Source organism: Aquimarina sp. RZ0 (assembly GCF_008370685.1).
GTDB lineage: Bacteria > Bacteroidota > Bacteroidia > Flavobacteriales > Flavobacteriaceae > Aquimarina.
Genome location: NZ_VTZU01000013.1, coordinates 69,012 through 90,713, shown reverse-complemented (window position 1 = coordinate 90,713; position 21,702 = coordinate 69,012). Strand labels below are relative to the sequence as shown.

The window sequence follows — 21,702 nt, the reverse complement described above, 5'->3', positions numbered from 1 at the left end:
AATCGCATTACTATATTTTTTTATTTGACAAATAAAAAAAAATCAAATCAAATACCAAAACTAAAATTATAAAAAACAAGTTAAAGAATTGTAAAAATGGTAGCTTTCGTAATTGAACTCATCTTGAGTAATGCTTTGACTTACAAAAGCCAAACTTTTCTGTTGAAAACCACTACTCAAGATGAGTTCATTGATAATCTCTAAAAGCGATAAAGGTTTTCTGTTTTTTGTGAAATTAATGAATGGAGAACCAATAAATCTTAAGCAGAATCAAACTAAGTTGTTAAATAAAGTTACTGATAATCTATCTAAATCGTATATCTGAGTACTTAATAAAAGTATTGATTTCTTATTCCGGCTTTTGTGTAATTTATTTTGAAATGGTATGTTTTTAGATTTGCAGTAAGATGTGCAATCTCATCTTGATTTATCCACTTAATATTAATTTCTTCATCCGAAGTGTCGTTAATCATGATACTTCCTGAAAATGCTTTTGATGTATTTCTCAATCTAATTATTTCCAATTGTTTACGCACTACATCTTGTTGTAAACCATTTTCAACAGCCTGCATTGAAAGTGTTGTTCTATTGATTTCTTTATGACTGGCATTTCCCCCTTTATTTACAGCTTCAATATCATTTTTACCAGCAAAAATATCTAAATACCATACTTGTGGAACCCCTGGTATAAACATTTGAATCGCTCTGGCAAGTACTAATTTTTGCTCATTTTCGCCCAGAGCGCTAAAAAATGTTGCATTCACTTGATAATAAGAAATCTTATTACCTGATGGATCATAAAGATTTTTTATACTACCACCTCGTTCCATTATCGTGCTCATAATAGCTTCAATCTCCTGATTTTCCAGTAGTCCTTTATTATAAGTTCCGTTAACATCTTTACCTTTTAGATCGAGTATTGGAATTCCGTCGTGACACCCTAACATATTAACTGTCTTATAACCGTTGTTAATAATTTCTTTAGCCCATGTTATAAGTGCTTTACTACTGCTGTTTTCAAGAGTATGAATGGTTAAACCTGGCAAAAAAAAATCATATATTTGATAGCCTTTTTCAGAAACTTCTTTGTGTAAATACGATCCATATTCTGCATGGATTTCTGGCAAGATAGTTAGATCATTTTTGTCCGCAATTTGTTTAATCCGCTCTAAATACTTCCAGGTTCCTGGTGTATTGAAAAAGTTGGATAGCCCAATTTCTTTATGCAAATATGCAAAAGCATCTAATCGTAATATTTTACAGCCAAAATTGCGTACCTGTTGCAAGGTTTCTTCATAAAAATTCCAAACCAATTGAGATTTTGCATTCACATCCATTTGACCCAAATACGATCGATTCTGAGATACACGCTGTAAAATTTCATCTTTACAATGTATACAATCTTCAAAATCAATTGTCGTAATGTCTTTGCCTTCTTCTATTGCCGAATTAATATTGTTGCAAATCCATTTAGCTTGATTAGAAGTTAATCCATTGACTTTAATCAGGTCATCAATACTTATTTTAGTATACGTAATTTGTTGATAGAACGTATTCCAGTATGGCTTTTCTGAGCCATCAGGAAAAAGCACTTTTAAAATTGGTAATCCAGATTTTCTCATAAATAATTTTTTAAGAAACTCTTCTTTAGGAATTAAAACACCATCATCTCCCATAGTACCATGTCCTTTCCAGAAGTTGTTCCAATCAATAAAAAAATCTTTATATTTTGATTTTTCTCCATAGTTACGTAAATCTTTAAATTGAGGAGATGTTACTGATAAGTGATTTAATACAATATCAAGCTTCAATTGTATATTAAGTTTTTCTAGTGCTTTTAAATCTTTTGTAGAAACCAAATCTTCATTAAGGTTATAATTGATTATAGAAAAACCTCTATCCAAATCACTATTAAAAAAGGTAGGCAGTATGTAAAACAATGAAAAAACATTTTTAAATTCAGGCATTTCCAGCATTTTTATAGTATCACTCAACTTGTTGCCGATACTATCCGGGTATGCGTTAAGCATAACCCCGTTATTAATATTAGAATCTTTTGACATCATTGATGAGTTATAAAAGTTCTGAAAATAGGGTGCGATTATTTGGTAGACTCCCTACATTTTGAAGTTTTAATGCTGCTAGTTGGAGCGCAACTTCCAGACACTTTTCAACAGGTTTGTTTTTTATGTAGGCAAACAAAAAACCAGACCAAAATGCATCTCCCGCTCCGGTAGCATCCTGTACCCGATCAATTTTTATTGCAGGTAGTTCTATTACTTTTTCTCCTTTTTGAGATAGCTTAACACCTTTACTCCCCAGCGTCAAACATACAATATCGATATCTATAGCATGAAAAAAGTTGAAAATTTCTTGATGAGGTAATGTTTGCTCGAAAAGCCTGAACATATCATCTTCGCTAATTTTTACCATCGGATTGAATTTACAATATGCCTTAATCACTCGTAATGCTTCGTCACGACTTTTCCATAATTTTTTATCATAATTTATATCGATACTTAATTTGCATCCTACATTAAACGCTTCTTCAGCTTTTTTTAAAATGGTGGATTGTGCCGGTTTTTTACTCAGTGCAAAACAGGTAGTATGGTAAATCTTTGTTTTTGAAAGTACCTTTTTTAAAATCTGTTTTTCTGAGATGTAAGAATCAGCTTTGCGCATCGCAATAAAATCAGGTGTATGTGCTGTTCTCGATACAAAAATAACACTAGTAGGTTTATGGTCAATTTTTTTTATGTAATTGGTGTGTACTCCCACTTCGTGAAGCTTTTTAAAAATATAATCTCCAAAACCATCATTTCCAACAGTAGCTACCAGTACCGGTGCTAAACCCAATCTAGCCAAATTCATAGCAACATTAGCAGGCGAACCTCCTAAATACCTATGATAATCACTTGTCTTATTAATAGGAACTTCGGTTTGATGCCCAATAAAATCTATGAGTACCTCTCCAACACAAAGTATGTCTATATCTCTAGTATTATCTTTCATTTTTGTTAATTATAAAACCTTAAAAAACATAAGCTATTGTAGTTTAACGGTCTCTTTTTTACTCTTAATGAATAAGGTACAAACCAAGCTTATCAATAGCAGTATTCCTGCAAAAGTGATCGCATTTCCGGGATGGTTATTCAAAAAATACTTTAAAACATATCCAAAGGATAGTGTTTGGAGTATCATGGGCACTACAATCATCATATTTATAATTCCCATATAAACTCCATAACGTTCTTTTGGAATGTCCGCAACCACCATTAAATATGGAATCCCCATCATACTGGCCCAACCAATACCAAAACCAGTGATGGCAAAAAACAATAGGTTTTTATTTTCGATATGTGGAAATGCCAAAAAACCAATAGCTGCTATGAGCAAACAAAATGCGTGTACTTTTTTTGCACTATATTTTTTTGCAAACCCGACCAAAGCAAATGCTATTAAAAATGTAACTACGTTATACCAACCATTGACCAAACCTGTCCAGCTTACTGCTTCGGCATAGGCATTACTATTTGTTGCCGGAGTAGCATTCCAAACCGAAAGTGCAATGCTTTTGGAGGAATTTTGCCAATAACAAAACAGCGCATACCATTGAAAAAGATACACCAACGCTAATTGCCACATTACTTTGGGCATATCTTTTATAGCCGAAAAGATTTCAAATAAGGGAGAGAATATCTGTTGTTTTTTACTTTTTAATTTTTTCAACTCTTCTGCTGATGGCGGGATTTCGGTTGTTTTACTAATACTCCATAAAATAGACCCTATGGAACAAGCTGCTCCAAGAAAAAAGGAGGCATAAACCCAGGAGGGTAATGATCCTGTTTTTCCAATAATAATCATGGGAAAGATAAATAATGATAAATTGGCTAATGTTTGCCCAAAACCGGTAAAAAAACTTTGCATCTGAAAACCCAAAGGCTGTTGCTCATCATTTAGCTTATCGGCTATAAGTGCCCGATATGGTTCCATAGCGGTGTTGTTCCCTGCATCCAAAATCCATAATAACCCTGCTGCCATCCATATAGAACTACTATAAGGAAATGCTAATAATGCAATACTGCATAAGATAGCTCCAATTAAAAAATACGGTTTACGCCTTCCAAATTTTGAACTCCAGGTCTTATCACTCATCGCTCCTATTATTGGTTGCACCAGCAAACCTGTTACGGGACCTGCAAGGTGTAATAACGGAATTTGATCTGGAGTTGCTCCTAAAAAATCATAAATAGGAGTTACTGCACTTTGTTGTAACCCAAAACTATATTGAATACCAAAAAAACCAACATTCATATGTAGGATTTGCCAGAAACTTAATTTTGGTTTTTTAAACATAGTATTATTTACGGGTTAATTGCTTTGAAAAGTATCGAAAGCACCTTTATTCATTACACATTTTTCATCTATATCTAAAACAGGTAGCATTAAATAACCATCAAACTCTGCTTTTACAACGCAGGTTGAAAAGCCAGCAGACTAAATCAAATAGGAAATAGCATTTTGATTAAATACTAAAGCAGCATTACGAAGTAATTCAATTTTTTTTCAAATCGTAATAAAAATGCTCTTTTTGACTCAATTTCCGATACTACTATAAAATATAAAAACACTTCATTGATCAAAAAATAACTATTTCTCGCCAGAATAAAAAAAGTTTAAACCACTTTAAATCATAGAAATCCAAATACTCCCCTGTTTTTTTAATTTGTAAATGGTATAACAGCGAATGCATAAATTGTTTTACAGGATCAATAAAGCGACAGGTCATATGTAAGGAAAATAATTCTGCTTACATATAACCTGTTACTTTGGCTATTTAATTTATTATGAAATATCGATCACATACAAATACCTATTATGGACATACTCCAATGTTGTCTAAGTAAAAAGTACCTGCTACATCATCTCCAGGGCTTATTTGCGCAGCAAAACGAATATATTCTCCAGATGGAATAAAGGATTCAAAATCCAATACCCCCAATACCCCATCAGCATTGCCAGTAAAACCAGCTGTAGCAGTAGAAAAATTAATACGAAGCTCTTCCCATCCGCTACCAGTATGAATAACTGTGACTTCGGCTTCTCGTTCTGTATCGTTATTAGGATCTTGTTGTACTGCAAATTTTATCGGGACTTCTACGTTTGACCAAAAATTTAGCCTAATGATTTTATCATCAGCGCTAAAATTTGCATTGCTTAACATTTGAATTCCAATGCCATCAAAATTGCCACCGCCATCTTGAGTTATTTGTAATACATTTGATATTTCAGGATTTGCACCAGAAGGGTCAGGATTTTCTACAACTTCTACCGCGGCGCCATTAAATCCAAATTCGAATGCACTTCCGCCTCCATCATCCCAGGTAACCGGCGTACCAAAAATTGGTGCACAAGGGTCTGCCGGAGGGACTAATTCAAATTGCTCCTCGGTAACTTTGTCATTAGCAGCGATAGCTCTTATCGTAACAAAGAAATTCTCTTCAGATTCCGGATAGGTAAAAGTTAACGATTCTTGAATACCAACTAAGGTTGCAGGTTGAGCAGGAAGCCCAGATAATACTTCAAATGCTGTTGCTCCTTTTGCCGTTGGGTTTATAGTAACCGAAAAAGGGGGTGTCATATTATTAAATTGGAGGTTAGCCTGAACATCAGTAGGAGCAGGGCCTTCTACCAATACAGCATCAAAGTCATTTTCTCGATCACAAGAAAGTATGGAAATAAGAACCATTCCAAAAATAAAACGTCGCATAAACAATTATTTTTAATAATTTAGTTGACACAATATAGTTCATTACTTCTATGAATGAATAGATTGATGTTTTTTTACAGCCTGTTTGCAACATTTGAAGCTTAAAATGCTACAAATTTTATTTTATCTAAGGATAAAATGTTTTTTATTATGTTTTAAATTCAACATACATATGATGAAATTTAAAATGGATTTTTATAAGCTTTCAAAACGTGTACTTGTACTTGTTTTTCTGATTAATACCATAGGAATCCAATCTCAAATAAATTTTAAGTCCCTTAAATTTCATTTGGTTAAAGAAAATATATTCCAGCGACCAATAACCAGCATGGTTATAGATACCTATGGTTTTATATGGATAGGAACCGATGGTGCCGGGCTCTACAAGTTTAATGGTTTTTCTTATACTTATTATGGCCATGACTTAAAAGATGCTAATAGCATTAATAGTAATTCTATAAGCTCATTGTTTATTGATGCTTCCGGGCAATTATGGATAGGTACCAATGCTGGTTTGTGTATGTATGATAACCGACAAAATTCTTTTAAACGTTTTGAAATCAAGACCGTAACCAAAACAGACGATAGCTACCCTAATATTGTATGCATTGCGCAATACAAAGATGAATTATTGGTAGGAACTGTTAATAGAGGGATTAAAAAGATAGATGTTAAAAACAGATTGATAAAGAATTATGGTTTACATAAGACAACCGTAAATGACTTGAAATTTTCAACAAAAGGAGATCTATACATAGCTACAGAAGAAGGGCTTAAATTAGAATTGATTCATAATAAGGGCGCATTTGAAAGTATTCCTTTATCTAATAAGAATAGTGCCTCAGAACATATTACAAAATTACACTTGGATCAACGGGAAAACCTTTGGGTTGGTACTTTGAAAAGCGGGATGTTTAAAAGCGATTTAAAAAAAACTCGTACATCATTTGATGCCTTGGCTATAGCACCTCAAAGAGTTATGGATATTGTTAGCGGGATGGATCATGTTTTTATTTCTGTTGAAAATGAAGGTCTGGTCATTATGGATATGAATGGGAAAGCGGTGAAACATTATCAATATGATGCACAGGATAGTAGTAGCATCGCATCTAATTCGGCCTGGTCATTATTATTGGATAATGAAAATAGGCTTTGGCTTGGATACTATGAAAATGGTTTAGGTTTTTTTGATAAATATCATAATAAATTTAAATCCATACAGAAACAAGATGTGAATAATAGCTTTCAGATCAATAATGTAAAAGCCTTTGCAAAAACAGATGATGGTAAAATTTGGATAGCTCAGAATAACAAAATTGATATTTTGAATACTAATTCTGGCGAGATTGTCAATGTTTTTGGAAAATCAACAACAGACTACAAAGGGCTTAAAAGAGAAATCTATGTCGAAGGTATTTTTGTGGATAGTAAAGGAAATACGTGGATAGCTACCTGGGGTCATGGTATTTTTTTACTAAAAAAAGGGAGTAAGACTTTTCAGAATTTCACAATGGAAAATACTGCGGGTGTTCTTTTAACAGATAAGATTAGATGTTTTACAGAAGATGAGCTTGGTAATGTTTGGATTGGTTCTCATTTGGGAGGAGTGTATTATTTTAATTCAAAAAAAGGAAAAATTGAAATTCCTATAGTCGATTCTGTTGAAAACACAAAGATTGCAAAAAAGGATATCAAAGTAATTTTTCATGACAGCTTTGGTGCGATTTGGGTAGGTACATCTTCGGGGCTTTACCATATAGAAAGTCAAAAAGAAAAAGGATATGTCGTCATTTGGCATGGAAATGCACTTTCTTCCAAATTTGGAGGGCATCCAAGTTCTCAACGCATATTGGATATCTATGAAACTCAGGATGGAATTGTATGGTACGGGACTAATGGAGGATTGTTTTATTTACATAGAGAAAAGCAAGATTTTGAACGGTTCGAGTTGCCGGATTATGACCTTACGTATGTAAATGCCATATTTGAGCCTGTAAAAAGCGAACTATGGGTAAGTAGCAAAATGGGGATATTAAAAATAAAACGGGATACAAAGGAAGTTGTACAGTTTACTAGTGATGATGGGTTGCTCGAAAATTTTCTGATCGATCGTGGGGTAATTATGGATAATAATGACCGGTTTTATTTGGGTACCAAAAACGGAGTAAATGTTATCGAACCTCAAGATATAAAGTATAATCCTTATTTGGTAAAACCATACCTAAAGGATGTTAGAATTTTTAATAAAAAGACGAATCAAAAAGAAAAAGGCAATTATTTTGATGTGACCAAAGAGATGAATCTAGTTACATTACAACACGGTCAAACAATACTGACTATTGATTATGAGGCAATAAGCTATACTAGGCCTGAGAAAAAACAATATGCTTATTTTTTAGAAGGTTTTGAGAATACCTGGAATTACGTAGGATCAAAAACCAGTGCGACCTATACAAATCTGGATTCTGGCGAGTATACATTTAAACTCAAAGCATCCAATAATGATAATAAATGGGATGAAGCCGCTACTGTTTTAAAGATTAAAGTACTACCTCCCTGGTGGAAAACCTTTTGGGCGTATTTGATTTTTCTTCTTCTACTGGCACTGATGATCTTCTTGGCAACGTATTTATATAGAAAACGAGTCAATGAAAGAAACAGTTATAGACTAGAAAGAGAACGAAGAAAACAGAAGGTAGAACTACAGCAACAAAAACTACAGTTTTTTACAAATATTTCTCACGAATTCAGAACTCCTCTTACCCTAATCATCAATCCTATAAAAGAACTGATAGAATTAGATGAAGCAGATTTTTCTGCTTCGGTACGCCAAAAACATCTTATAATCCATAAAAATGCTGAGCGTCTTTCCAGATTGATTAATGAATTGATGGATTTTAGAAAATTACAATCTAATAAACTTCGATTAAGAATTAATCAGTTTAATCTTATAGACCACGCCAAAAGGATCCTTAGCTTTTTTAATGAAGAATCAAAAAGAAGATCAATACGTCTTGATTTAAAATATGAAAGTGCAAATCTGGATTTATGGGCTGATAGTGGAATGTTAGATAAAATTTTCTTCAATTTGTTGTCTAATGCCTTTAAAGTAACACCAAATGAAGGTCGAATACAAGTAAGCATAATTTCCGGAAGTAAAAAAATATTACCATTAATCAGTAAAGAAGTACCTATTCCTGTCATAGAAATTCATGTAAAGGATAACGGTCCTGGAATAGATCAAAAAGATTATAAAAAAATATTCAAAAGATTTTACCAAATTAGTGAATTAAATAAATCATACTACGGAAGCACAGGTGTTGGCCTGGAGATGGTAAAAAGCTTTATAGAACTTCATAAGGGAGTTATAGAAGTTGAAAGTGAATTAGGTAAAGGATCTGTTTTTAAGATATCTATACCCTATGGCAAAGAATTTTTTGGAAGTGCAGAAGATTCTTCAGTAAACTTGGAAAAGCAAAGTGAATTAACCGAATTCGAACCAAAATCAAAACCGGAAATCTATAAAATTGAAGAAATCCTATCTAAAAAAGAGATAAAAAAGAGATTGCTCATTGTAGAAGATAATATAGACCTTCAAGACTATCTTGTCTCAATCTTGGAACAAGATTACGAATTGCTTTTAGCATCTGATGGTCAGGAAGGTTGGTTTAAAACCATGGAGCATCGTCCGGATATCATTATTACTGATATCATAATGCCTCTTATGGATGGTATGGAGTTTAGTAAGAAAGTAAAAAACAATCCGGATTTAAATCAAATACCAATAGTGATACTTACAGCTAAAGATTTAGCCAAAGACAGGATCAAAGGTATGGAAGTCGGGGCAGAAGCATATCTGGTCAAACCTTTTGATGCAAAGGAACTTAAGGTAGTTTTAGAACAACTACTTCTGAAAAAAGAGCATTTATTAGAGCAGTATGCAAATGTACCTCTCGATCATCAGGCAAAAAAAGAAAAAGATCTGGATAATGACTTTATTCAGAGAGCCGTTAGTTTTATTCAGGAAAATATAGAAGATACTTCTCTAAACGTTGAGAAATTATCGTCACATCTTTGCCTGAGTCGCAGTCAGGTCTATCGAAAAATAAAAACCCTGACTAGCTTATCACCGGTTGAATTTATAAGGAGAGTACGTTTAGAAAAATCAAGAACGCTTTTTCAAAATAATAAAAATATTAATGTGAGTGAGGTAGCTCATAAAGTGGGCTTCTTGTCTGCTTCTTATTTTACTGTTTGTTATAAAAAACAATATGGGGAGCTTCCAAAAACCAAAAGATGAACTAGTATTGATTATGGGATAACCATCTCTGCTAAACTTTAATAATGGATATACTGTTTTTACTTATGAATGAGCCAAATAACTTTAAATACAACATATGCAACATTTATTGCATCATATAAACTACTCTAAACCTTCACGTAAATTTAACTTGCGCTTAAACTAATCTTCGTAGTGTTAAAATATCACTCAGGGAACGATAAAAATTCAATTTGAAATGAAATCTATAGTAATTGGAAAAATTAAATTAAAGAATCTATTTGCTGTTTTCTTTCTGATTATAACAAGTCAGGTTATGGGGCAATCAATTACAGGAACTGTTATTGATGGTGATGGTCGCCCTATCCCTGGAGTAAATGTTATTATAAAAGGAAAAGGAAAAGGTGTTATTACTGATTTTGACGGTAAATATGCTCTGAATCAATTGAAGAATGATGATGTTCTGGTATTTTCATCTATTGGCTTTAAAACCGAAGAGGTTCTCTATACAAATCAAAAGGAAATAAATGTTGTATTAGTTGAAGATTTGGTAAGCCTTGACGAAGTAGTTATTGTCAATTATGGTCGACAAAGGAATACACCGGTTTCGGTTGTTAACTCAGAAGCGTTGAGTGAGTTCCCTGCCACAGATCTTGGTCAGGCACTTCAGGGTAGAGCTGCTGGGGTTACTATAACCAATGGTGGTTCTCCGGGATCGCAAACCTTGGTGCAAATACGCGGAGTCAATACATTTGGAGATGGTACACCGCTTTTTGTGATAGATGGTGTTTTTACCAATAGTATTAATAATCTTGACTTGGCTAGTATTGAAAAAGTTGATATTTTGAAAGATGCTGCTTCTCTGGCAGTATATGGTTCAAGAGGGACTAATGGAGTAGTGCTTATAACCACTAAAAAAGGGAAAGCAGGAAAAGCATCTTTTAAATTAGAAGCATCTTCTGGTGTTCAGGAGTTTAATAGAAGATATGATGTATTGAATACAGAGCAGTACATTCAATTTCTTCGTGAAATTAATGCCTTGGTTGGTCAAAATGGTGGACCAGACTTTCCGGTAGGAAGAGTTAATAATGACCCATTGTTTGATGGTAATGGGATAGATACAAATTGGCAGGATGCATATTTTCGATTAGCACCTATGTATAACATTAGTTTTAATGTAAATGGAGGTAGTGAAAAAGCTAGATTTAATCTAGGGTTTTCCAGATTAGATCAAGATGGGATTTTTATTGATACTGGTTTTAACAGAACTACCCTCAACCTCAATACAGATGCCAATATTGCTGATTGGTTGGATATTGGACAAACGCTGGCATTATCTTTTAATGAAACAAAATTACCCGAACAATCCGGAGGTAGAGATGCTTTTCAAAATATACTACGTCAGGCACCATATATTCCAGTTGTTGGAGAAAATGGTCTTTTTGGAGGTACCACCACAGAAGATGCCAACGATTCTAGAAATCAAATTAGAATACAAAATTCTCAAGATAATTTATCAAGATTTTCATCAGCTATAGGTAGTTTGTTTGTCAATATTAAAATCGCGAACGGACTAACCTTCAGATCTCAATTTGGGTTGAATACAAATCTACTGTTACAAGACGCTCAAAGAAAAGCATTTGAAGAAAGTGGTCAATTTTCTAATACGATTAATTTTATAGCCAAAACCAGACAAACATTATCCCAAACGGTATTGACTAATACATTGGCTTTTGACAGAGATTTCAATAAACATTCTGTAAACGCTTCAGCAGTATTAGAACAAACAAGAATACGATTAGAATCGGCATCAATCTCTGATAATAATGAAGTGTCGCCTGATATCCCTGAAGCATTCTCACCAAATGCAAGAGCAACATCATTTTCGGTTCCTGAAAATTTAAATTCTGTTCTTTTCCTGGCGGGTTATGGATTTGATAATAGATATTCTATAAGTGGTTCAGCAAGACGCGACGTTTCCTCAAGATTTTTACCAGAAAATGCATCTCAATGGTTCTTTTCTGGTGGAGTAGGATGGGATGTTTCTAATGAGCCCTGGTTTGATATTGAGGCAATTAATAGTTTTAAATTAAGAGCAAGTTATGGAGAAACCGGGAATAATAGAACAGGTAATGCCGTAAACCAGTTCTTACCAACATTGGGACTAAACTTCCCTGTCTCTTTAAATAATGAAACCTCACCAGGAATTAGCCCTAATAATGCCGCAAACCCTGATTTGCGTTGGGAGACACAAATTAAACAAAATTATGGTTTGAATACAGCTTTTTTGTATGACCAGATTCAATTTGGTGTAGATTATTTCAAGAACCGAAGTGAAGATCTTTTGATTCCAGTAGAATTACCTCCGTCAGCGGGAATTCCCGGGAATGCGCAAACAGGTTCTACAGTGATTAGAAATATTGGAACGGTAGATGTAAAAGGTCTCGAGTTTACTATAGGATATAATGATTATAAGGGTGATTTTAAATGGAATTTTTGGGCGAATTTAACAAGAGCAGAAAGTATTGTTGAAAACCTTGGTCCAACCAATGAACCTATTGAAAGAGCAACCCTAAATCCTCCATTTGCTCAACGATTAAATCGATTGGCAGTCAATGAAGCTCCGTTCCACTTTTTTGGTCTGGTAGCGGATGGTGTATTTTCTACTCAAGAACAAATAGATGCAGAGCTACCCAATAATGCTGACGCAGCAGTTCCTGTTCAACCCGGAGATGTAAGATTCATAGACTTAAACGGAGATGGGTTGATTAGCTTTGAAGATCAGGATGTTATCGGAAATCCAAATCCTGATTTTACTTATGCCATTAGCCTTAAAGCAGAATATAAAGGTTGGGATTTTGATGTGCTCTTTAATGGAGTACAAGGAGTGGATATTCTAAATAGTAATATCTTTTATTTAGAAGGTTTGGAAAATGGATTTAATTTTGGAACTCAAGTATTACGAAGATGGCAGAATCCTGGAGATGTTACAGATGTACCACGATTTAGATTTGGAGATAACATTAATAATTCAATATCTACAAGATTCATCGAAGATGGTTCGTATCTTAGATTAAGAAATGTAACTATAGGGTATACTTTACAAAATAATTTAGTAAGTAAACTAGGAAAAGGGTTTATTAAAAAGTTGCGATTGTATGTGCAAGGTCAGAACTTGTATACATTTACAAATTATACAGGGCTAGATCCAGAAATAGCACCATTTTATAATGCCCAGGGCTTAGTGGATGGTTTGGGAATTGATAGAAGTGCTCAACCCAGACCCATTACGGTATTGAGTGGAATTCAAATAGAATTTTAAAAAGATTAAATTTTGGAAAAGATGAAAAAAATTAGTAATTATTTGTTAAAAAGCACTACATTCTTTTGTATGCTGATATTTACAGCTTGCGATGAAGATGTGCCTGTAGAAAATACAAATGCATTGAATCCTGAAATATTCTTTGAATCAGCATCTCAAGTGGAGGCTGCAGTAAATGCAAGTTACAATCAATTTCAGATTCTATATCAGCGGGTTGGATATGTTTTTCCAGACACCATGTCTGATGAAGTAGTGTCTAGTGGTGATGCAAACTTTGCACCTTTCAATAGATTTGAGTTTAATGCAACTCTAGGTAATATTGCACAATATTGGACTGCATGTTTTAACGGTATTGGAGCTTGTAATTTTGTAATAGGTAATGAGGAGAGAATGAGAACCAACTCAGCAAACAGTGATTTTACAGAAGCTGATGTCGATGATGCATTAGGTCAAGCCTATTTTTTAAGAGCATTATACTATTATCATTTGGTAAAACGTTTTGGAGGCGTGCCGATCAAAGCAGATTTGGCGACTGCACTTGATGATGAACCACGTGCTACTGCAGACCAGGTGTACGATCAAATGATAGCAGATTTGAAATTGTCTACCCAACTTACTTTTCCTAAAGGGACAACAGAAGTCGGGAGAGTTACACGAGAAGCAGCTTATGCGCTTTTGGGTAAAATCTATTTGCATCGTGAAATGTATACAGAGGCACAACAAACTTTAAATAATGTTACTAACCATACGCTATTACCATTAGAACAATATCGTGATAACTTTAGTGAATCTGGGGAACATAACGATGAGTCTATGTTTGAAATCGGGTATAATGGAGAAGTAGGCACCGAAACAGAACGTTGGGCACAAACAGGGATTGGAACTTCTGAGGTGACTTTTCATTCTCAGGAGTATACAGGATGGGGCAATGCAAAACCCTCCTCCAAAGTTATTGCAGAATTCGAAGACGACGATCCAAGATTAGATATGGCGATACTTCAGGATGATACCGATACGTATGGTCCGGGAGATGTCTTTCAGTTTCCTTGTCCAGGATGTTCTGGTGGACCAGTATGGTATAAGTTTTCTCAATTGTACGATGATCAGGATGTAGCAGAAAACAGTGGCGTAAATGTTAGAATTATGCGATATGCTGATGTTGTACTGATGCAAGCCGAAGTAGAAATGAATTTAGGGAATATTGATGGAGCGGTAAGTTTTCTGAATCAGATTCGAGATCGTGTAGGTATGCCAAGATATGGAACTGCTACTATGGATGCTCGCGGTTTTCCGGTAAATACATCAGAGCAAGTATTTAATGCTATTGTTCACGAAAGATTTGTAGAACTTTGTGGAGAGCAGCAACGTTTTGATGATTTGATACGCTGGAATCTGGATGATGAAGAACTCTCCATTTTCCCGGATGAGAATTTTAATAATCCTGATCCTTCTCTTCAGAATGTTAGAAATTATGATCCAAATGTTCATAGAATAATGCCTATTCCTCAAAACGAAATAGATAGTAACACACAAATAGGACCTGAAGACCAGAATCCAGGCTACTAGCGATAGATGTTACCTGTATTAGAATTGTAATGTGGACAATAAGGACTGAAAAATATTTTTTTCACACTTATATTACGAATAATCTCTATAAACAAAGTATTTTAGGAAAAATAAGTAAAATGGATACTATATGTCGAGAGTTTTTCTAGTATTGTCATTGTTGAGTGCGGTTGTTTTTTTGGGTTGTAATAAGAATGCAAATAATGATAAAAAAGATCAACAGGAAAAGTCGAACAAAAAGATTTTTAACAAACTTTCGGCAGAATCCACAGGAATACGTTTTGAAAACCGACTTGTCGAAAGTGATACCTTGAACTATTTTACGTACCCATATATTTATATGGGAGGAGGAGTTTCTGCAGGAGATATCAATAATGACGGCTTGACTGATCTTTTTTTTACCGGTAATATGGTTGATAATACGCTTTATCTCAATGAGGGAGGTCTTACATTTAAAGATGTGACCTTGGATTCAGGTTTGAAAGGAGATAAGCGATGGTATACCGGAACAACTATGGCAGATGTAAATGGAGATGGTTTATTAGATATTTATTGTCTGGTTGCCGGGCAATCCGGAAAAAAGCAAAATCAACTTTTTATTAATAAAGGTGATAGCACTTTTGAGGAAAAAGCAAAAGATTTTGGATTAAATGATGCAGGAAATAGCGTTGATGCAACTTTTTTTGATTTTGATAACGATGGTGATCTGGATGTATTTGTGGCTAACTACCCCATCACCCCTTTCGAATATAATAGTTATCATTACCAAAGGCGAATGGACAGGGTAACCGATTTGGAAACCGATAATCTATATAGAAATGATAATGGGTACTTTACAAAAATCACAGAACCTTCTGGGGTAAAGCTATACAGTCTTTCTTTAAGTGTTACGGCATCCGATTTGAATGATGATGGGTGGACAGATCTTTATGTTTCTAATGATTTTGGTACTCCAGATTGTTTATACATAAATCAAAAAGATGGAACTTTCAAAAATGAAATCAAGCATGCAACGGCACATACATCTTTTTATGGAATGGGAGTAGACATTGCAGATTTTAATAATGATGGATTGCTAGATATCGTTCAAATGGATATGGATGCGGCTTCCAATCGAAGATCCAAAGCCAATATGGCTAGTATGAACCCAGAACTGTTTGCAAATATCGAACGAGTAGGGTTTCAGTATCAATATATGCAGAACACACTTCAAATGAACACTGGCTTTAACCATAAAGGTGTTCCAAAACTTAAAGACATTTCGCGTTTGGCAGGTATTTCATCCACAGATTGGAGTTGGGCTCCGTTAATGGCAGATTTTGATAATGACGGCCTTAAAGATTTATTTGTTACTAATGGTACCCGTAGAGAAATCAATAGTAAAGATTATTTTGAAAGTCTATCAGGAGAAAAAAGACATAAAGATAGTTTGTTGGCTAAGAGTCTTCGTATCCCGTCAGAACCTATTGATAATTTTATTTTTAGGAATAATGGAGATCTCACGTTTTCAAAAAATAATGAGACATGGGGAATAGAAGACAAAGGCTTTTCTAATGGAGCAGTGTATGCAGATTTAGATAATGATGGGGATTTGGAGCTAATTACTAATAATATAGATCAAAAAGTTTCCGTTTTTGAAAATTATAGTTCAGACGTTAATAATCACCTTACATTGACTTTCAAGGGAAGTTCTAAGAATTTACATGGTATAGGTACCAAGGTTCATATCTATCATAAGAATTCGCATCAAATTCAGGAAGTTTCTTTGAGCAGAGGGTTTCAGTCTTCAGTAGCGCCAAAAATTCATTTTGGACTTGGGAAAGATCAGGTAATAGATAGTCTTATTGTGATATGGCCTAATCAAAAGAAACAAAAACTAGTAGCCGTAGCCGCAAATTCAATATTAGAACTTGATTTTGAATCAGCACAGGAGAACATACAAAAAAAAGATGTTGCCAGTACGTTATTTGAAAGTTATCCGGATACTTTGGCACTTTATAAGCATAAAGAAAATATCTATGATGATTTTAAAAATGAAATTCTTTTGCCACATAAGACTTCTCAATTTGGTCCGGGTATAGCGGTCGGAGATTTAAATGGTGATGGTATGGAAGATTTTTATATCGGTGCAGCATCAAAATATCCCGGGGGGATGTTTTTCCAAAAGGCAGATGGTACCTTCGAACAACAAAAATTAAAAATTCTATTACAAGATAGAATGCACGAAGATATTGGTTCTCTAATTTTTGATGCTGATAATGATGGTGATAAAGACCTTTACATCGTTAGCGGAGGTAATGAATTTGGACCCAACTCACCAATGCTACAAGATAGACTATATATCAATCAGGGGAATGGAGATTTTGTAAAAAGTAAGGAAGGATTGCCAGTATTTTATGAAAGCGGTAGTAGAGTGTATGCTTTTGATTATGATAAAGATGGAGATCAGGATTTATTTGTGGGAGGGAGATTGGTTCCTGGAAATTATCCTTACCCGGCTAGCAGTTACATGCTAGAAAATAAAAGTGAATCAGGAGTAGTTAAATTTGTTAATGTCACTCAGAAAATTGCACCAGCATTCAGTAAACTCGGTTTGGTTACAGCTGCTCAATGGTTGGATTTTGATAATGATGGGTGGCATGACCTGGCGATTGCCGGAGAATGGATGAAGCTGAAAATTTTTAAGAATTTGGATGGGGCTACCTTCAAAGAAGTAACTAGGGAGCTAGATTTAGAGGATACCACTGGTTGGTGGTTTAGTCTTAATGCAGACGATATTGATAATGATGGCGATATGGATTTGATTGCTGGCAACCTTGGAGATAATTATAAATATAAGGCAAATGGAAAGGAAACTTTTGATGTCTTCTTAAATGATTTTGATGGAAACAGAACAAACGATATTATACTAAGTTATTATAATGAAGGAGAACAATTCCCTGTTAGAGGTAGAGAATGTAGCTCGCAGCAGATGCCTTCAATCAAAAAGAAATTTAAGAATTATGATGAATATTCCAAGGCTACCTTACTGGATGTATATGAAGAAAAAAAACTGGAGAAAAGTATTCATTACAAGGTGTCCTCTTTCAAAAGTGCAGTGTTCTTTAATCAAGATGGAAAATTTAAAAGGAACGATTTACCTGTAAGAGCACAAATAGCACCGACAAATCAAATTCTGATTGCAGACCTGGATTCTGATGGCATAAAAGACATGATTTTGGGAGGCAATCTATATGGCTCTGAGGTAGAAACACCAAGAGCTGATGCAGGCCATGGTACTTTTCTAAAAGGGATCAATAATAATAAGTTTGAAGCATTTTCCTCAAAGGAAACAGGGCTTTTTGTTGATGGAGATGTAAAAGATATGGCATTCATAACCATAAAAGGGGAAACCTATATCTTGGTAGCTAAGAATAATGACTTTTTAAAATTTATTAGGATAAATACTAAAACAAAGCTTAACTAATTTTGGTTGAGCATATTTGATGATGGCGATCTATATTTTCTATTCTTTTTTTAACTAAAAATTTCATAAAATTTATAGAGGTCACTATGCGAAAACTAAATTTAAAACAACTCTTAATTACTCATTTTAATTTAATATAAAACCACAAATAACATCAATTTTTCAATATGTATACTACCAGACGTTTTAACTTATATATATCCTCACTATGTATTTTGTCAATATTAACCTTAAGCTGTGTTCAGGAAAAGGGCATTACAGATAAGGGAAAATCAAAAAAACTTGAAAATTCTAAAGATTGGCCAACTATCAAACCGCTACCACTTGATCCAGCGATTGAGGCAAAAATAGATGAACTACTCCCAAAACTAACATTGGAGCAAAAAGTAGGTCAGGTTATTCAGGCGGATAGTGAATCTGTTACACCAGAGGAGGTAAAGCAATATCGGTTAGGTTCTGTACTAAGCGGTGGAAACTCTGCTCCAGGGCCGTTGTCCTATGCAGATACAAAAACTTGGTTGTCCATGGCTGATAAATATTATAACGCATCTATAGATACAGAAGGTGTTGAGGTTGCCATACCATGCATATGGGGGATAGATGCGGTACATGGTCACGCAAATCTTAGTGGAGCTATAGTTTTCCCACATAATATTGGGCTTGGAGCGATGAACAACCCAGATTTAATTGAGAAAATTGCATCGGTGACTGCTCTGGAACTTACTGTATCTGGTCATGATTGGACGTTTGCTCCAACTTTGGCTGTGCCTCAAGATCTGCGTTGGGGTAGGAGCTATGAGGGATTTTCTGAAGATGGAAGTATTGTAAAGTCCTATGCAGATCGAATTGTTTATGGATTGCAGGGGCGTCGTGGTGAGGCTGATTTTATGGGAAACGGACGGGTCATATCTTCTGCAAAGCACTTTCTTGGTGATGGTGCTACAGAAAATGGTGTTGATCAAGGTGATGCCCTAATTAGTCAGGAAGCGTTGCGCAATGTACATGCGGCAGGCTATTATAGTGCGATCCCCGCAGGTGTTCAAACTGTAATGGCTTCTTTCTCGAGTTGGCGTGGTAGAAAACTACATGGTGATAAAGAGCTGTTGACGGATGTCCTGAAAGGACAATTAGGGTTTAACGGTTTTGTTATAGGTGACTGGAACGGTCACGGTCAGGTTCAAGGATGCACAAATACAGATTGTCCGCAATCTTTCAATGCTGGTGTAGATATGTATATGGCTCCTGATAGTTGGAAAGGTTTGTATGAGAGTACATTGGGACATGTTAAGAATGGAACGATTGCGATGTCACGCTTGGATGATGCTGTACGTCGTATTCTTAGAGTGAAAATTGCTTCGGGTATTTTTACTAAAGGTACTCCCAGTACACGTAAAAATGCAGGAAACGAAAATCTCTTAGCACTACCGGAAAACAGAGCTATCGCACGTCAAGCTGTTCGAGAATCCATGGTTTTACTGAAGAATAACGGTGGTGTTTTACCAATTGATGCTAAGAAAACTATTTTGGTAATTGGTGATGGAGCAGAAAGTATCTCCAAAGTATGTGGAGGTTGGACATTATCATGGCAAGGTAAAGATCATACAAATGATGAATTTCCTAATGGAGAATCAATACTAGAGGGGATCAAAGATGTGGTTACTACCTCTGGAGGTAAAGTTATTTATTCGGTTGATGGAGATACAGATGCAGCAGCAGATGTTGTAATTGCGGTATATGGAGAAGACCCATATGCAGAGTTTCAGGGCGATCGTAAAAATCTTGATTTTGTACCCAATAATTTTGATCTAAGTGTATTAGCTAAATTTAAAAAGAAAGGCATTCCAGTTGTTTCTGTTTTTCTATCAGGTCGTCCATTATGGTGTAACCCCGAACTGAACAATTCTGATGCTTTTATTGCAGCATGGTTACCCGGTAGTGAAGGAGGAGGTATTTCTGATCTGTTATTCAGAAGAGACCCTTCCTATGATTTTACGGGTCGTCTTTCATTCTCATGGCCTTCAAGTGCCGTCGTATCAAAAGATAGTAAAGCGCTGTTTAAATTAGGGTATGGACTTTCTTATAATAGTACGGTAACACTCGATAATCTTTCAGAAATTTCGGGAATAGAAAATAGTGAAGTAGTGTCTACGGGTGTGTTTTATAGAAAAGGCACAGCGGTTGCACCTTGGGGATTATGGTTACGTTCGGGCGAGTTAGTTAAACAAATTGCTAGTTTTCCTACATCTGTTGGAGGACTGATCATTAGTAAAACCGACCGTGAGACTCAGGAAGATGCATTGAGAATAAAATGGACAAAATCAGATTTCGATCAGATGCGTATCAGTGCAGTTTCTCCAAGTGATATGTCTCGCCAGGCAAATGGTGCCATGGAACTTGCTTTCTTTGCTAAATCATTTAAGGGTACAGATACAGTTGTAAAAATAGGGATGTGTGATCTGGATTCTTCTTGTGATAAAACCTTTAATATCAATATTAATACTACTGATTGGCAAGAATATCGAATATCTCTTAGTTGTTTTGGCAATCTGGGTGTTGATATGAGCAAAATTAGCGCTGCGTTAATGATAACTGCAGAGGAAGGCGTAGATATAGGTTTAGACAATATTCGTTTAGAATCAGATATTGATGCAAAGCCAGGATGTGATGGTAAGTAGGATTTATAGTATTTCTGATTTAAAATAAATCATTGATTTTTAGTGTTTTAGACAATAAATAGTATAGAGGAAAGCTTGAAAAGCTGAGGTTTTTATCAAACTAAAAATAAGTTATTTCCCATTGAATACCCCGATGGCCTTGCCTCGGGGTTATTTAATCAGACACGTTTTATTTTTGTAACTTTTTAATAATACGATTTACGAATAAAAATTTCGCATCTAATGATACGATTTATAACTAAAAATTTCGCATATTCATCGTTTCTTTTTCCTTTCTACTTCGTTTAAAAAATAAACCGTAGCTATAGCTATGCTTGATTTTTTTGCCTTGCATAAAGAAAAAATAATTCAATGAATTTATACGAATTTTTTAATCACAAATCGTATGACATTCTTTTTCTACTATATTTTCTTCATAAAATGAAACAATAGCTATTCTTTAATTTGATTCATCAATCTAGCGAAAAATCCTTGCCATTATTTTTACGAAATTCTCACCCGTAAATCGTATAAAAAGTCATCTATAGGTCAATTAAAAAGGGAGTTTCTGAGCTATTCTTTGTTGTTTTTCATCTTTGTGCAGCTCAAAATAGATACGTTTACTTTTTCTATAATTCTCATTTC

9 protein-coding genes are annotated in these 21,702 nt (G+C 34.7%); 5 read left to right on the top strand and 4 right to left on the bottom strand.

Annotation, left to right across the window (positions count from 1 at the left end; all coding sequences use genetic code 11):
- Positions 1-329: 329 nt before the first annotated feature.
- The 4 genes from F0000_RS07040 to F0000_RS07025 form a co-directional block, all read right to left on the bottom strand.
- Positions 330-2,063: a glycosidase gene (locus tag F0000_RS07040; protein WP_149624007.1), complete on the bottom strand. Its 1,734-nt coding sequence runs from the start codon at positions 2,061-2,063 to the stop codon at positions 330-332.
- Between the two features lie 10 nt (positions 2,064-2,073).
- Positions 2,074-3,012 carry a carbohydrate kinase family protein gene (locus tag F0000_RS07035; RefSeq protein ID WP_149624006.1) on the bottom strand — a complete coding sequence of 313 codons (939 nt, stop codon included), beginning with the start codon at positions 3,010-3,012 and terminating at the stop codon, positions 2,074-2,076.
- Between the two features lie 33 nt (positions 3,013-3,045).
- Positions 3,046-4,356 (bottom strand): MFS transporter, encoded by a 1,311-nt coding sequence (locus F0000_RS07030; protein ID WP_149624005.1) that lies wholly within the window; start codon positions 4,354-4,356, stop codon positions 3,046-3,048.
- Between the two features lie 520 nt (positions 4,357-4,876).
- Positions 4,877-5,770, bottom strand: coding sequence for a hypothetical protein (locus F0000_RS07025; protein WP_149624004.1), 894 nt, complete (start codon positions 5,768-5,770; stop codon positions 4,877-4,879).
- A gap of 175 nt (positions 5,771-5,945) precedes the next feature.
- Between F0000_RS07025 and F0000_RS07020 the strand changes: the two genes are divergently transcribed.
- From F0000_RS07020 to F0000_RS07000, 5 genes are all read left to right on the top strand, one after another.
- Positions 5,946-10,070, top strand: coding sequence for a hybrid sensor histidine kinase/response regulator transcription factor (locus F0000_RS07020; protein WP_223148879.1), 4,125 nt, complete (start codon positions 5,946-5,948; stop codon positions 10,068-10,070).
- Positions 10,071-10,287: 217 nt separating this feature from the next.
- Entirely contained in the window at positions 10,288-13,371 is a 3,084-nt protein-coding gene (locus F0000_RS07015; protein WP_149624002.1) for a TonB-dependent receptor, read from the top strand.
- A gap of 21 nt (positions 13,372-13,392) precedes the next feature.
- Positions 13,393-14,937, top strand: a complete 1,545-nt coding sequence (locus F0000_RS07010; protein WP_149624001.1) for a RagB/SusD family nutrient uptake outer membrane protein — start codon at positions 13,393-13,395, stop codon at positions 14,935-14,937.
- Between the two features lie 130 nt (positions 14,938-15,067).
- Positions 15,068-18,403: an FG-GAP-like repeat-containing protein gene (locus F0000_RS07005; protein ID WP_149624000.1), complete on the top strand. Its 3,336-nt coding sequence runs from the start codon at positions 15,068-15,070 to the stop codon at positions 18,401-18,403.
- 167 nt (positions 18,404-18,570) lie between these two features.
- A complete protein-coding gene (locus tag F0000_RS07000) occupies positions 18,571-21,078 on the top strand; it encodes a glycoside hydrolase family 3 protein (RefSeq protein ID WP_149623999.1) in 2,508 nt (835 codons plus the stop codon).
- The last annotated feature ends 624 nt before the right edge of the window (positions 21,079-21,702 follow it).